9 protein-coding genes and 1 pseudogene are annotated in these 13223 nt (G+C 68.9%); 5 read left to right on the forward strand and 5 right to left on the reverse strand.

Annotated features, from left to right (window positions below; genetic code table 11):
* Positions 1 to 195 precede the first annotated feature (195 nt).
* Positions 196 to 1977 (reverse strand): annotated as a pseudogene (locus P0086_RS06845) (methyl-accepting chemotaxis protein); the annotation flags it as partial.
* A gap of 349 nt (positions 1978 to 2326) precedes the next feature.
* Between P0086_RS06845 and P0086_RS06850 the strand changes: the two are divergent.
* Both P0086_RS06850 and P0086_RS06855 read left to right on the forward strand, forming a co-directional pair.
* On the forward strand, positions 2327 to 3079 hold the full coding sequence (locus tag P0086_RS06850) for a TlyA family RNA methyltransferase (protein ID WP_148151808.1): 753 nt from the start codon (positions 2327 to 2329) through the stop codon (positions 3077 to 3079).
* Positions 3076 to 4326: a class I SAM-dependent RNA methyltransferase gene (locus P0086_RS06855; protein ID WP_275783851.1), complete on the forward strand. Its 1251-nt coding sequence runs from the start codon at positions 3076 to 3078 to the stop codon at positions 4324 to 4326. The genes P0086_RS06850 and P0086_RS06855 overlap by 4 nt, the downstream gene beginning before the upstream one ends.
* A gap of 27 nt (positions 4327 to 4353) precedes the next feature.
* Here the strand turns inward: P0086_RS06855 and P0086_RS06860 are convergent, their stop codons facing one another.
* Complete coding sequence (locus P0086_RS06860; RefSeq protein WP_112615338.1) at positions 4354 to 5193, reverse strand: helix-turn-helix transcriptional regulator; 840 nt, start codon at positions 5191 to 5193, stop codon at positions 4354 to 4356.
* A gap of 102 nt (positions 5194 to 5295) precedes the next feature.
* Between P0086_RS06860 and P0086_RS06865 the strand changes: the two genes are divergently transcribed.
* On the forward strand, positions 5296 to 6186 hold the full coding sequence (locus P0086_RS06865; RefSeq protein WP_275783856.1) for an SDR family oxidoreductase: 891 nt from the start codon (positions 5296 to 5298) through the stop codon (positions 6184 to 6186).
* 55 nt (positions 6187 to 6241) lie between these two features.
* Here the strand turns inward: P0086_RS06865 and P0086_RS06870 are convergent, their stop codons facing one another.
* The 3 genes from P0086_RS06870 to P0086_RS06880 all read right to left on the reverse strand — a co-directional run bounded on the left by P0086_RS06870 (position 6242) and on the right by P0086_RS06880 (position 9925).
* A complete protein-coding gene (locus P0086_RS06870; RefSeq protein WP_112593503.1) occupies positions 6242 to 6991 on the reverse strand; it encodes a crotonase/enoyl-CoA hydratase family protein in 750 nt (249 codons plus the stop codon).
* Between the two features lie 348 nt (positions 6992 to 7339).
* Positions 7340 to 9121: an acyl-CoA dehydrogenase gene (locus P0086_RS06875; protein WP_275783859.1), complete on the reverse strand. Its 1782-nt coding sequence runs from the start codon at positions 9119 to 9121 to the stop codon at positions 7340 to 7342.
* A 321-nt stretch (positions 9122 to 9442) separates the two neighbouring features.
* Positions 9443 to 9925, reverse strand: coding sequence for a BA14K family protein (locus P0086_RS06880; RefSeq protein WP_112615346.1), 483 nt, complete (start codon positions 9923 to 9925; stop codon positions 9443 to 9445).
* 173 nt (positions 9926 to 10098) lie between these two features.
* Here P0086_RS06880 and P0086_RS06885 point away from each other — a divergent pair, with 173 nt between their 5' ends.
* Both P0086_RS06885 and P0086_RS06890 read left to right on the forward strand, forming a co-directional pair.
* Positions 10099 to 11232, forward strand: coding sequence for a GH25 family lysozyme (locus P0086_RS06885; protein WP_275783863.1), 1134 nt, complete (start codon positions 10099 to 10101; stop codon positions 11230 to 11232).
* Positions 11233 to 11462: 230 nt separating this feature from the next.
* Positions 11463 to 13136 (forward strand): hypothetical protein, encoded by a 1674-nt coding sequence (locus P0086_RS06890; RefSeq protein ID WP_275783865.1) that lies wholly within the window; start codon positions 11463 to 11465, stop codon positions 13134 to 13136.
* The last annotated feature ends 87 nt before the right edge of the window (positions 13137 to 13223 follow it).

Raw genomic sequence — 13223 nt, forward strand, 5'->3', positions numbered from 1 at the left:
CTCGATTGCCGGCTCTTCCAACGCAATGAAAAAGCGAAACGGCGCGCCTGCGAGGGCGCGCCGTTTCATTTGCCGATCTGCCATCCCAAAGGACTGCGAAGCGAGCGGTCCGTCAGCGCCGTGCACCTTATCGGTCCACGGCGCCTTTCGTCACGCGGCGCGGCGCTGGGGCGCAACCGTGGCGGCGACGGCGGTGCCGAGCTTGAACTGCGTCAGCAGTTCGTTGAGGGCGGCAGCCTCCTGGGCGAGGCTGTGGCTTGCGGCCGTCTGTTCCTCGACCATCGCGGCGTTCTGCTGGGTGCCCTGGTCCATCGTGTTGACGGCGGTGCTGATCTCCTGCAGTCCGGTTGCCTGCTCGCGCGTGGCGACGACGATCGAGGCGACGTGGCGGTTGATCTCCTGGACTTCGCCGACGATCGTCTCCAGCGCCTTGCCGGTGTCGCCGACGAGGGAGACGCCGGACTGGACCTGTTCGCCGGAGGTGGTGATCAGCGCCTTGATCTCCTTGGCGGCCTTGCCGGAGCGCTGGGCCAGTTCGCGGACTTCCTGCGCAACGACGGCGAAGCCCTTGCCGGCTTCACCGGCGCGTGCAGCCTCGACGCCGGCGTTCAGCGCCAGCAGGTTGGTCTGGAAGGCGATGTCCTCGATGACGCCGATGATGTTGGAGATCTCGCCGGAGGACTTCTCGATCGCCTGCATGGCGGCGACCGCGTTGCGGACGATCTCGCCGGAACGCTCGGCGCCCTTGCGGGTGCGCTCGACGAGGCGGCCGGCCTCTTCGGCGCCCTTGGCGCTGTCGCGGACGGTCGAGGTGACCTCTTCGAGGGCTGCCGCCGTCTGCTCGACGGAGGCCGCCTGCTGCTCGGTGCGGCGGGCGAGATCGTCGGCGGCGGACAGGATTTCCGAGGCGCCGGCGTGGATCGCCGCGGCATTGCTGCCGACCGACTGCAGCGCGCCGCGCAGCTTGTCGAGCGAGGCGTTGAAGTCCAGCCGCAGGCGATCGAGGTGCGGGGAGAACGGCGTTTCGATGCGGTAGCTGACGTCGCCGTCGGCAAGGCCCGCAAGACCGGCGGCGAGCGCCTCGACGGCCTGGTTGATCTCGAGCGCCTCCCGCTTCTTCTGTTCATCGGTGTCGCGGCGCTGACGCTCGGCGTCGTCGCGCATCCGCTCGGTCTCGCCGGACAGGCGCAGCTTCTCGACGGCGGCCTGCTTGAAGACCAGCACGGCATTGGCCATGCGGCCGACCTCATCGCTGCGGTCGAGGGCGGGAACGTCGATGTTGTTGTCGCCGCCGGCGAGCTTGTCCATGGCGGCGGTCATGCCGACGATCGGCCGGACGATCGCCTTCGACAGGGTCCAGGCGAGGAGCACGGCGATCGCAATCGCCGTCAGCGCGCCGACGACGAGGGCGAGCACGAGGCCGGAATTGGCCGCCTTCTGCTGGGCCACCTGCTCGGCCGCCCATTCGCCGGCCTGCTTCTTGATCGTCGCGGCCGAGACGCGGAATACGTCGAGCTGGCCCTTGGACTGGTTGCGGCCGATCTCGATCACTTCGGAGATCGGCTTCTCGGTCGTCTTGCGCGCTTCGAGCTGCGGCACGGTCAGCTGCTCGTGGAAGACGTTGGCGGCCGAAAGCATGGCGTCGATCGACTTCAGCATCTCGGGCTGATCGGCGGCGAGCTGCTTGGCCTCGTCGATGGCCTTCAGCATCTTGTCGCGGTTCGCGAAAACGTCGCCATAGGTGCTGTCGCTGCGGAACAGCAGGAAGCCGCGCTGGTTGACGGCCTGCTCGAGCATCGCGTGCAGGGCGTTGTCGACGGTGTTGACCAGCCGTTCGGAGCGCAGCTGCCGCTCGGAGGCCTGCATCGCTTCGCGGGCCTTGACATAGACGATGCCGGAGACGGCGAGAAACACGAGGATGAGACCGGCGAACGTGACGCTGAGCTTGCCGCTCAGCGAGATATTCTTGAACTTCATGGTAGAACTCCTACTGAGCCGGCGCGGCAGGCAGTCGGGGTCGACCGCAGCCGTGCGCGAGCGTCATGGCGCTGAAAGACATGATTGGGGGACACAACGATGGGCGCCGATCATGGCACGCGGGAGGGAGTCGTCAGCCTCGAAAATCAATACAGGTCATAACCATCCTGCCTAAAAATTTGGTGAATCCGGCCTTTCACCGGAACGGGGTCTGCGTCATGGCGACGCACGGCGCGTGCAGGCTGCGGCGGGGTCCGGCAGGGGCGATGTCGAGGCCTGCCGGGCGCGTTCGGACAATTCCGCGGCCACCGGACTTGCCAGCGCGGCCGGCAGGCGTCATTGAGGGGCGATGTCCGACCAGGCCCCTTCCACCCGTCTCGACCAGCTGCTCGTCTCGCGCGGGCTCTTCGACAGCCGCTCGCGCGCCCGCGACGCGATCGCGCGCGGCACCGTGAGCGTCGAGGGCAGGACGGTGACGAAGGCGGGCGCCGCCGTCGGCGCGGATGCCGCGATCACGATCGACGATCCGGCGCAGGACTACGTCTCCCGGGCGGCGCTGAAGCTGGTGGCGGCGCTCGACCGGTTCGGGCTCGATCCCGCGGGGCGGGACTGTCTCGACATCGGCGCCTCGACCGGCGGCTTCACGCAAGTGCTGCTCGAACGCGGCGCGCGCCATGTCACGGCCGTCGACGTCGGCCACGGGCAGATGCATCCGCGCATCGGCGGCGACCCGCGCGTGACCAGTCTCGAAGGCCTGAACGCCCGCGCGCTCGCCGCCGGGCACATCGCCGGCCGGACGATCGGCTGCGTCGTCTCCGACGTCTCCTTCATCTCGCTGAGGCTGGCGCTGCCGCCGGCGCTTTCCCTCGCCGGACCCGGCGCCTTCTGCGCGCTTCTGGTCAAGCCGCAGTTCGAGGCCGGGCGGGCGGCGATCGGCAAGGGCGGGCTCCTGAAGGATCCTTCGAGCGGCCCGGCGATCGCCGCCGGCCTGGAGCGGTGGCTCACCGGCGAGATCGGCTGGGAAAGCCTCGGCATCATCCCCTCCCCCATTGCCGGCGGCGACGGCAACCAGGAATATCTTCTCGCAGGACGCAGGACATGAGCACGCAAACGGTGACCATCGACAGGCTCGGCAGCGGCGGCGACGGGATCGCTGGAGGCCCCGACGGGCCGGTCTACGTTCCCTTCACCCTGCCCGGGGAGACGGTGGCGATCGCCAGGGTGAAGAGCCACGGCACGGTGATCTCGACATCGGTGGCCTCGCCCGAGCGGATCGCGCCGGCCTGTCCGCATTTCGGCCCGGACGGCAGGAACGGCACCTGCGGCGGCTGTTCGCTGCAGCATGCCTCCGACGCGCTCTACCATGCCTTCAAGCGCGGGCTCGTGGTCGATGCACTGAAATCGAAAGGGCTGACGCCGGCGGTGGCGCCGCTGGTGATCGCCCGGCCGGCAGAGCGCCGGCGGGTGGTCTTCACCGCGCGCCAGACCGAGAAGGCGCTGCTGCTGGGCTTCAACCAGGCCGGCAGCCACCATATCGTCGACATCGGCGAATGTCCGATCAGCCGGCCCGGCATCGTCGCGCGGCTGGAGGCGATCCGGGCGATCGCGGCGGCGCTTGCAACCGACAGCCAGCCCTTCCGCGTCACCGTGCTGGAAACGCTGTCCGGCCTCGACCTCGCCTTCGAGGGCGTGCGCAAGCCGGGCGACCGCCAGCGCCGGGCGGTGACCGAATGCGTGCTGAAGCTGAAGGGCATCGCCCGCGTCACCCATGACGGCGAAATCCTGATCGAGCCGCAGAAACCGCTGCTCGATTTCGACGGCGTGGCGGTATCGCCGCCGCCGGGCGGCTTCGTCCAGGCGACGAAGGAAGCCGAGGACGCGATGGCGGCGCTGGTGCTCGGCCATCTTTCCAAGACGAAGCGGGTGGCCGATCTCTTCTCCGGCTCCGGTACCTTCGCGCTCAGGATCGCCCGGAACGCCCGGGTGCATGCAGTCGAGGGCGACGAGAAGGCGCTGCGGGCGCTCGATCACGCCGCCCGCCACGCGCAGGGCCTGAAGCCCGTCACCGTCGAGAAGCGCGACCTGTTCCGCCGGCCGCTGATGGCTTCGGAGCTGAAAGTCTTCGATGCCGTCGTGTTCGACCCGCCGCGGGCCGGCGCCGAGGACCAGTGTCGCGAGCTCGCCCGCTCGGGCGTAAAGACCATCGCCGCCGTCTCCTGTAATCCGGTGACGCTCGCCCGCGATCTTTCGATCCTGACGGCCGGCGGCTACCGCATCGCCGGCGTGACGCCGATCGACCAGTTCCTGTGGTCCTCGCATGTGGAGGCGGTGGCGCTGCTGCAGAAGTGAGCGTGGAACACCGGCGGCCCCTGCCGGTCACCGTTCGGCGCGGGGCGCGATGCGGCTGCCGTCGATCAGCGCCCTGACCCGCTCGGCATCTTCCGCCGTCGCCGGATTGTAGACGACCATGCCGAGATCGGGGCGGCCGTCGACCGAAAAGGCGGAATATTCGAAGGCGATCGGGCCGGCCGCCGGGTGATGCAACTGCTTGAGGCCCTCGCCATATCGGCGCACGTCGTTGTCGCGCCACATGGCCGCGAACTCGGGGCTCGACCGGCAGAGTTCCTCCACCAGCGCCTCGGCCTTTGCCGCCGCGCCGGCGCGCGCGACGTCGGCGCGGAATGCGGCCACGACGAAACGGGCAACGCCCTGCCAGTCGAACTGCGCCGCCCGCACGCGGGGATCGAGGAAGATAAGGCGGAGGATATTGCGCGCCTCCGGCGGCAGCGCGCCGTAGTCGGTGAGCACGACCGCGGCCGCCCGGTTCCAGGCGACGACGTCCCAGGTCGGCGTCTTCACCAGTGCCGGGCTCAGCTCGAACGCGTCGAGCACGCGCTGCAGCCGCGGCGTGACCCCTTCGGCCGCCGCGTAGCGGACCTCGGGCTGGCGCCCGAGCCCGACCAGGAACAGATGCTCGCGCTCGGCATCGGTCAGCATCAGGGCGCGGGCGATGCGGTCGAGCACGTCGGCCGACGGCGCGCCGCCGCGGCCCTGCTCCAGCCAGGTGTACCAGGTGGCGCTGATGTTGGCGCGCTGGGCCACCTCTTCCCGGCGCAGGCCGGGCGTGCGCCTTCGCCCCGACAGGCCGAAGGCCTTGGGGTCGAGCCTTGCGCGGCGATCCTTGAGGTAGAGCCCGAGCTGGTTTTCGGTCGTCACGGCCTGCGATCCTGTTGGTTATTATACCATGATAAAGTCACTACTTTACCAGCATATCACATCTGCCATGAGTGTCTCCATCATCAAGACGGAGACATTCACATGCGCATTCTTGTTACCGGTGCGACCGGTTTCGTCGGCTCGGCCGTCGTCGCGGACCTGATCGGCGCGGGCCACCGCGTCGTCGGCCTCGCCCGCTCGGAAGCGGGCGCTGCCACGCTTTCGGCGGCCGGCGCCGAAGTCCACCATGGCGACCTGCGCGATCCCGACGGCCTGCGCCGCGCGGCCGCCGCGGTCGATGGCGTGATCCATACGGCCTTCGACCACGATTTCTCGAAATTCGCGGAAAACAGCCGGGTGGACATGCAGGCGATCGAGGCGCTCGGGTCGACGCTGGAAGGCAGCGATCGCCCTCTGCTCGTCACCTCGGGCCTGGCGCGGCTGGCGCCCGGCCGCCTCGCCGTCGAGGCCGACCGGCCACCGGCTGCCAGCGCCGCCTATCCCCGCGCCTCGGAGGCGGCGGCGGCCGCGCTCGCCGCGCGCGGGGTGCGGGCTGCGGTCGTGCGCCTGCCGCCGTCGGTGCACGGCGCCGGCGACCACGGCTTCGTACCGTTCCTGATCCGGCTCGCCCGCGAGACCGGCGTGTCGGCCTATATCGGCGACGCCTCCAACCGCTGGGCGGCCGTCCACCGGCGCGATGCCGCCCGGGTCTTTCGCCTGGCGATCGAGCACGGCGGCAGCGGCGGTCCCTACCATGCGATCGACGAGGAGAGCGTGCCGTTCAGAAAGATCGCGGAGACGATAGGGCGCGGCCTGAACCTGCCCGTGGTGGCAAAGTCCGGCGAGGAGGCGGCCGCACACTTCACCTGGTTTGCCCATTTCGCCGAGATGGACGTACCGGCCTCGAGCGCCCACACCCGCGCCCTGCTCGGCTGGGCGCCGCGGGAAGCGGGCCTGATCGAGGATATCGCGACGGCAGGCTATTTCGGCTGAACCGCCGCCGCTGACGGCAGCCCGCCGAAATGTCGGAGGGTGGGGACCGCGCCGGTCACTTCCGCGCCATAAAGGCCTCGAAGGCGGCGCGGGCCTCGGCGCTGCGCAGCCGGACAGAGAACTGGTGCGCCTCCTCGTCGATCCGGCCGGCGACCTCCTCCCGGTCGCCGCGCATCAGGTCGCGCGCGGCCCGCAGGGCCTCGGGCGGCTTGGCGGCCAGGCTGGTCGCGATGGCCAGCGCCTCCGCCTCGGCCGCCTCGGCCACCTTCCAGACGAGACCGGCCGCATGCGCCGCCTCGGCGGTGAAGGCCTCGCCGGCGACGAGCAGCGCGAAGGCGCGCTGGTGGCCCATCAGCCGCGGCGCGATCAGGCTGGATGCGGCCTCCGGCACCAGCGCCAGATCGACGAAGGGTGTCCGGAAGACCGACCGCGGCGAGGCGACCGTCATGTCGCAGTGCAGGTGGATCGTCGTGCCGATGCCGATCGCCAGGCCGTCGACGCCGGAGACGATCGGCTTGTTGTGCGCGGCGAGCGCATGGAGGAAGTCGACCACTTCCCGGCCCATCGTGCCGCCCATGGCGACGGCGAGGAAATCGGCCATGTCGTTGCCGGCGGAAAAGCAGCCCTCCGAACCGAGCAGCAGGGTGGCGCGCACCGCCGGATCGACGTCGGCGCTGCGCATTGCATCGGTCAGCGTCTGGTACATGGCGCGGGTGATGGCGTTCTTCTTCTCCGGCCGGTTCAGCCGGATCACCTGCACGCCGGGAGCGGATTGCGGCCGCTCGATCAGGATGTGATCGCTCATGTCTTTCCTTTCTTCGCGGGCGCAAATCGCGCCTGGCGTATCGTTCCGTGTAGCCGCGCCGCCTCCCCCTCGGTGGGGCAGCGAAGCTGCAGGTGGGTGTGACCGCGGCAGGCGCTGCCGCCGGCATCGCGCGACCTGTCACCGCCACCGTGCGGCCATGGCGGCAAAATCACCCCACCCCGGCGCTTCGCGCCGACCCTCCCCCTCAAGGGGGAGGGTGCGGCTCCGCCGCTGCGATGCGCGCCCACCTCCCGTGAGGGCGGTCTGCCTTTCTCTCCCCTCCGGTCACACGAGGGTCAGTGAACTGCAGCGACCGATCCAGCGCGCGGGGGGGTACCTCCTCGCCGCCTAGCCCAGTGCCGCGCGGGCGGCCGCCAGGCTGGGGGCGCCGCGGACGACGCGGTCCTTCAGGGCGGCGGTCTCGGCCAGCATGTTCTCGGCGGCGAAGCGGCAGAGCGCGACGCGCTCGTCGCGGCGGCCGTCGCCGGCGTCGGCGAGCCCGCCCCTGGCGAGATAGGCGCCGGTCAGGGCCAGGCCGAACAACCGCTGGTAGGGCGTGGCCCCGGCCAGCGCTTCCGCCTGCCGCCCTTCGGCCATCGCCCTGTCGAGCCATTCGGTGGCCGATTCCAGATCGGCCAGGCTCGCCTCCAGCCGCTCGGCGGTCTCGCCGAAGGCCGGGTCGTTCGAGGCGCGGACGGCCTCGGCGATCGCGCGCAACTCGGCGACGAAGCCGCGCAGCTGCGCACCCTCCGACAGCGGCAACTTGCGGGTGACGAGGTCGATCGCCTGGATGCCGTTCGTGCCTTCGTAGATCGGGGCGATGCGGGCATCGCGATAGAGGCGGGCGGCCCCCGTCTCCTCGATGAAGCCCATGCCGCCGTGCACCTGCACGCCGAGCGAGGCGACGTCGACGCCGGCATCGGTGGCGAAGCTCTTGGCGATCGGGGTCAGGAGGCTCGCGCGCTCGGCCCAGTGGCGGGCCTCGTCGCCCTTTGTCGCATGGGCCATGTCGACCGCATGGGCGCAGGCATAGGTGATGGCGCGCACGCCCTGCGTCAGCGCCTTCATCGTCAGGAGCATGCGGGCGACGTCGGGATGCTCGATGATCGGGCTCATGCCCGAACCCTGCCACCCCGGCGCCCGGCCCTGGGTCCGCTCCCTGGCATAGGCAAGCGCCTTCTGGGTGGCGGCCTCGGCGATCGCCACCCCCTGCATGCCGACGGCGAGCCGGGCGTTGTTCATCATCGTGAACATGCAGGCGAGCCCCCTGTTCTCCTCGCCGACCAGCCAGCCGATCGCGCCGGGCTCGTCGCCGAAGCGGCCGTCGCCGTAGATCATCGTGCAGGTGGGCGAGCCGTGGATGCCGAGCTTGTGCTCGATGGAGTGGCAGTAGACGTCGTTGCGGGCGCCGAGCGAACCATCGGCGTCGACGAGGAACTTCGGCACCAGGAACAGCGAGATGCCGCGGGTCCCGGCCGGCGCATCCGGCAGGCGCGCCAGCACCAGGTGGACGATGTTGTCGGTGAAGTCGTGCTCGCCGTAGGTGATGAAGATCTTCTGGCCGAAGATGCGGTAGGTGCCGTCGCCGCGCCGCTCCGCCCGCGTCTTCATCACGCCGAGGTCCGAGCCTGCATGCGGCTCGGTGAGGTTCATCGACCCCATCCACTCGCCGGACACCATCTTCGGCAGGTAGGTGCGCTTGAGCGCCTCGGCGCCATGGGCCGCCAGCGCCTCGACCGCACCGATCGTCAGCGTCGGGCCGATCGCAAAGGCCATCGAGCCGCTGTTCCACATCTCCATCGTCGCGACGTGCAGCATGTGCGGCAGGCCCTGGCCGCCGAACTCCGCCGACGCGGTCAGCGAATTCCATCCGCCCGCGGCCCAGGCCCTGTAGAGCGCCGCCCAGCCTTCCGGGGTCCGGACCTGCCCATCCTCGAGCACCGCGCCGCGGCGGTCGCCGATCTCGGCCAGCGGGGCGATCTCATCGGAGGCAAAGCGCCCGGCCTCGACCAGGATCGCCTCGACGAGGTCGTCGGTGAGACCGTCGAGACGGCCCTCGGCCATGGCGGCAGATAGGCCGGCAACGTGGCGAAGGGTGAACGCGATCTCGTCCACCGGAGCCTTGTACATGTGATCCTCCCATTCCCCACCGTCGCCGTCCGTCATGGATGACGGCTGTCCGGTGCAATGCGCGGAAGATTATTTATTTTTACGTAAACGTCAATCGCGAATGACCGGCCGAATTCCTGTGTCCGACGGCCCCTTCGAAGTGGCGCGGGAGGGCTCAAAACCCCTTCCCAACCCCGGTCAGGCGTGTACATTAGACCCAACTGAATCGCGAGAGGGAATCGTCGAACCAGCCAGCATGCAACGAAAACGCCCCGGGACACCGGTCCCGGAGCGCGCGAAATTCATGACGCATGTGCCCGACCTGCAGCCGGAGCGCGCCGATCAGCCATAGGGCGAATAGCACTGCTGGCGCGGACCGCTATAGGGCTGGAACGTGTTGTCGAAAGCCCTGTAGGAGCGATAGCGGCTGTAGCACCACTGGGTGTGGGCGCTGCCGCCGCCCGAATAGACCGGGGCACGCGGGGCGGCGATCGCTCCGCCGATGATGGCGCCGGTGGCGAAGGCGGCCAGCGGGAACCAGTAGCCGTCGTGGTAGCGGTAACCCGGTCGGGCGTAACGATAGCCGCGGTGGCCGTTGTAGTAGCCGTGGCGGTAACCACGATTGTAGTCGCGGCGCGCCTCACGGCGATCGTGGCGGAAGTCGCGGCAATGCCGCCCCTCGCAGCGAACGAGGTCGACGCCGGCTTCGCCTGCCTGGACCGGCTGGACAGCCATCTTCGGCATGGCCTGACCGGTGGCGGGCAGGATGGGGCTGACGGCGAAGAGCATGGACAGGGCGATGGCGATGGATCTGGTACCGAGCATTTCCGGCATTCCTCCTATGGATTTCGGTATGACTGCATTGCGGGGTGAAACGCAAGAAAGTGGCAAAAGTTTCGTGAACATGTGAAAAATCCAACCGGGCGTGGCCGTTAACGGCGCGGTAACCATGGCCGCACACAATTCGGGGTTCGGAGGTTGTTGGCGGAGCGGAGTACATGACGGGTAGGACCGGACTGCCGGCGCTTCTGGCCGGCCTCGTGCTTTTTCTGACCGCGCCGGGGACGGGCGCTGCCGCGGACGTCGAGCCGTGGCGGGACAAGGAAAAGGCGATCGTCATCGACGCCTACGAGATGAACGAGATCGACTGGCCGGTGATGCTGACCGACAAGCGCATCGCAGGCTTCATCTCCAAGGCCTCCGATGGCCTTCCGGAAAGTTTCGACTGCAAAGGCGAGCACGACGGCGACACGGTCGCCCACTGCAAGACCATGTGGCGCAAATACGCCGTCAGCCGCGAGCTCTACGAGACACGGCGGCTGCTGGCCCGGGCGCACGGCCTGCTCTGGGGCGCCTATCATCTGGCCAGGCCCGGCAACCCGGTCGACCAGGCCAACCACTTTCTCGACTACGCGCGGCCCCGGCCCGACGAGCTGATGGTGCTCGACATCGAGGCGATCGATCCGAAGAAATTCATGTCGCTCGAGGATGCGCAGGTCTTCGCCGGCCATATCAGGGCGCGCACGGGGCGGTATCCGGTGCTCTACACCAACCATTCCACCGCCAGGCACATCGCGGCCAACCGCCACAAATACCGCATCCTGTCCCGCCTGCCGCTCTGGTATGCCCGCTACAAGCCCGGCATCCGCAAGGTCTTCCCGATGGGCAACTGGGACAACTACGCGCTCTGGCAGTTCTCCGCCGCGGCCAACTGCAACAAGCGCCGCTGCCCCTACCGGGTGAAGGGAACCCTCAACGACATCGACGTCAACGTGGCGCCGATGGATCGGGCGACGCTGACGAAGATCTGGGCCTTCGGGGACCTCCTGCCCGAGAAGCCGTTCGAGAACGGCAAGATGCCGCTCGACGACGTCATGACGGCCTCGATCGCCCGGGGTGCCGCCGCGGACGAGCCCAAGTCCCTGCCCGTAAAAGCCGTGGCGGCGTCCTATGCCGGCCTGCTCGCGTCGGCGGAAGCGACCGTTGTGGTCCGCAACCCCGCCCCGGCCAGCCCTGCAGCCGCTGCCGCTGCAGCCCCTGCCGCCGCTGCAGCCCCTGCCGCACCGCCCCAGATGGCCGACAGCCGCGTGTCGTCCGCGCCCACCGCCGCCCCGACGCTCGCCACGCCGTGACCGGGGGCTCCGCCCCTTCTGCCTTCCCGCACCTGCCCGCCAACATCGCCACACCTTGCAGAGCTGGCCAGACCTCGTGATTGCCCTTGCGGCGCGCGCCGGGCAAGGATGCCTGGCGCCGGTCGCGAAATCGCGCGCCGTGCGGCAGATTTCCATCCTTCGTTCAGCAAATCGGTATAGACAGCAAATCGGTATAGACAGGCGGCATCGCCCCTGCACATGACGAGCAGATGACGCAGAAGATCGTAGTCACCAGCGACCGCACGACCCCCGTCTCCGTACGCGCGAGCGATACGGAGCTCGTCGTCGATGCCGGCGTGCACATCTCCACCGCGTCGACCAGCCTGATCGCCACCGGCGCAGCGACCGACTGCGCCTTCTACATCAACGGCGAACTTCTTGCCGGCTCCGGCTTTGCCGTGACATTCGGCGACAGCGGCGTCGCCGACAGCGACAGCCTGTTCGTCGTCGGCAAGACGGGCAGGATCCACGGCACTTCGGGCGGGATGGAGATCCGCAGCGGCGGCCTCGAACTCGTCAACCACGGCACGATCGAGGCCGGGCAGACCACGCTCTCGATCGGCGGCGCGGCGACGAAGGTCACCAACAACGGCCTGCTCGCCTCCTCGGCGGGCGTCGCCGTCAAGGCGAGCGGAAAAGGCGAGACGCTGATCAACAACGGATCGATCTCGGCTGCGGCGAACGCGCTCGTCCTTGCCGGCGGATCGGTGAACCTGACGAACAACGGCGAAACGCTTTCGACCAGGGCGCATGCCGTCGTCACCTCGGGCAATGCCGCGATCGTGACCAACCACGGCACGCTCGAAAGCCTGCTGGACACGATCGTCTCGTCCGGCAGATCGGTGACGATCACCACGGACGGCCTCGTGTCGTCGACGAAGGGATCGGCGATCCTTGCCAGCGGCGCCGGCGCGATCATCACCAACAACGACGGCACCGTGAAGGCCGTGGCCGACGCCGTCGTCCTGACCGGCGACAACGGCAAGGTCACCAACAACGGCCTTGTCAGATCGTCCGCCTACGGCATCTCCGTCGATGCCGACAAGGCGATCGTCACCAACAACAAGACGATCACGGCCGCCGGCGGCGTCGAGGTCGACGGCAGCGGCTCCACCGTCAGCAACTACGGCACGATCACGGCGACGAAGGCAGCGATCGCGGCGATCGACTTTTCCGGCGCCGCCGCCGCGCGCTTCCACAATTTTGGCCTCCTGCAGGGCACCGGCACGGCCTTCCTCGGCGGCAGCGGCGTCCAGTCCGTGTTCAACAGCGGCACGATCAAGGGCGCGATCATCCTCGGCGCCGGCAACGACTATTTCGACGGCACCGACGGCAAGGTCACCGGCAGCGTCAAGGGCGGCAGGGGCAACGACGTCTATGTGGTCAGCGACGCTGCGACGAAGATCGTTGAACTGGCGAAGGAGGGCACGGATCTCGTCAAGGCGAGCGTCAGCCTCGCACTCGGCGCCAATGTCGAGCACCTGACCCTGACCGGATCTTCCAACACCGGCGCGACCGGCAACGGGCTCGCCAACCAGATCCACGGCAACGGCGGCAGGAACACGATCAAGGGCGGCGCCGGCGACGACATGCTCTGGGGCCACCGCGGCAACGACATCGTTGGCGGCGGCAAGGGTGCGGACCATTTCGTCTTCGCCAAGGGCGACGGCCGCGACACGATCACCGACTTCACGGCGGGCGGAACGAGCCACGACGTGCTCGATCTCTCCTCGCTCGACAGCATTGCGAGCTATGTCGACCTGACGAAGAACCACCTGCAGCAGGTCGGCGCCGACGTCCATATCGACGGCCGGAACGGCGACAAAATCGTGCTGCAGGACGTCAGCATCGCCCACCTCGACAAGGGCGACTTCCTGTTCTGAAGGGGGCGCGCTTTGCGGCGGCGACGCGTCCGCGACGCAAAACGTGCTTTATCGCGCAAGGACGTGCGCGGGTGGATGCCGGATCTG

Source organism: Mycoplana sp. MJR14, from assembly GCF_029210525.1.
Lineage (GTDB): Bacteria > Pseudomonadota > Alphaproteobacteria > Rhizobiales > Rhizobiaceae > Mycoplana.

What these genes read in the sequence shown, in the direction of transcription:
- P0086_RS06875 (WP_275783859.1), bottom strand. Translation starts at nt 9,121, where the DNA reads ATGTACAAGGCTCCGGTGGACGAGATCGCGTTCACCCTTCGCCACGTT.
- P0086_RS06865 (WP_275783856.1), top strand. Translation starts at nt 5,296, where the DNA reads ATGCGCATTCTTGTTACCGGTGCGACCGGTTTCGTCGGCTCGGCCGTC.
- P0086_RS06880 (WP_112615346.1), bottom strand. Translation starts at nt 9,925, where the DNA reads ATGCTCGGTACCAGATCCATCGCCATCGCCCTGTCCATGCTCTTCGCC.
- P0086_RS06885 (WP_275783863.1), top strand. Translation starts at nt 10,099, where the DNA reads ATGACGGGTAGGACCGGACTGCCGGCGCTTCTGGCCGGCCTCGTGCTT.
- P0086_RS06855 (WP_275783851.1), top strand. Translation starts at nt 3,076, where the DNA reads ATGAGCACGCAAACGGTGACCATCGACAGGCTCGGCAGCGGCGGCGAC.
- P0086_RS06890 (WP_275783865.1), top strand. Translation starts at nt 11,463, where the DNA reads ATGACGCAGAAGATCGTAGTCACCAGCGACCGCACGACCCCCGTCTCC.
- P0086_RS06850 (WP_148151808.1), top strand. Translation starts at nt 2,327, where the DNA reads ATGTCCGACCAGGCCCCTTCCACCCGTCTCGACCAGCTGCTCGTCTCG.
- P0086_RS06870 (WP_112593503.1), bottom strand. Translation starts at nt 6,991, where the DNA reads ATGAGCGATCACATCCTGATCGAGCGGCCGCAATCCGCTCCCGGCGTG.